Annotated in this window: 1 protein-coding gene; it reads left to right on the top strand. The window is 69.8% G+C overall.

Translation table 11 applies throughout. From position 1 onward, the window contains the following. On the top strand, nt 1–616 hold a 616-nt coding region (locus J6500_RS31735), incomplete at both ends, for an efflux RND transporter permease subunit (protein ID WP_225716612.1).

Here is a 616-nt window from a genome sequence, read left to right as displayed (position 1 = left end):
GGGCAGCTTCACTGCGCTGTTCAACCGCGTGTTCGATCGCCTGGCGCACGGCTACGCAGCCGCCGCCGACTTCGTGATCCGGCATACGGTGGTGATGCTCGCGATCTATCTCGTGCTGATCGGCAGCGCCGGCTGGCTGCTCGCCACCACCCCGCAGGGATTCATTCCGGCGCAGGATCGCGGCTACGTCATCATCTCGGCGCAGCTGCCCGGCGCCGCGTCGCTGGCCCGGACCACGGCGGTGGTGCGCGAGATCGAGCGCATTGCACTGGATACGCCGGGCATCGTCCGCGTCGCGCCGGAGAAACCGGCAAAGGCCGCGACGCGCACGCAGGCCGGTAACGCTGCGGCCTTGTTCCCGGTGTTCGACGAGCCGGAGGCGCGGCTGAAGAAGGGATTGACGGCGAACGCGATCACAGCCGAATTGCGCAAGCGCCTGTCGGTGATCCAGGGCGCCTTCATCATCGTCATCCCGCCGCCCGCGGTGCCCGGCATCGGCACCGGCGGCGGCTTCACCATTCGCGTCCAGGACCGGCAGGGGCGCGGGCCCGAGCTGCTGGCGGCCGCGACCGACGAATTGGTGAACGCTGCGCGGAAGTCGCCGAGCCTGACCTCG

This window comes from Bradyrhizobium semiaridum (assembly GCF_020329505.1).
Lineage (GTDB): Bacteria > Pseudomonadota > Alphaproteobacteria > Rhizobiales > Xanthobacteraceae > Bradyrhizobium > Bradyrhizobium semiaridum.
This window is presented reverse-complemented; position numbering and strand designations above follow the sequence as displayed.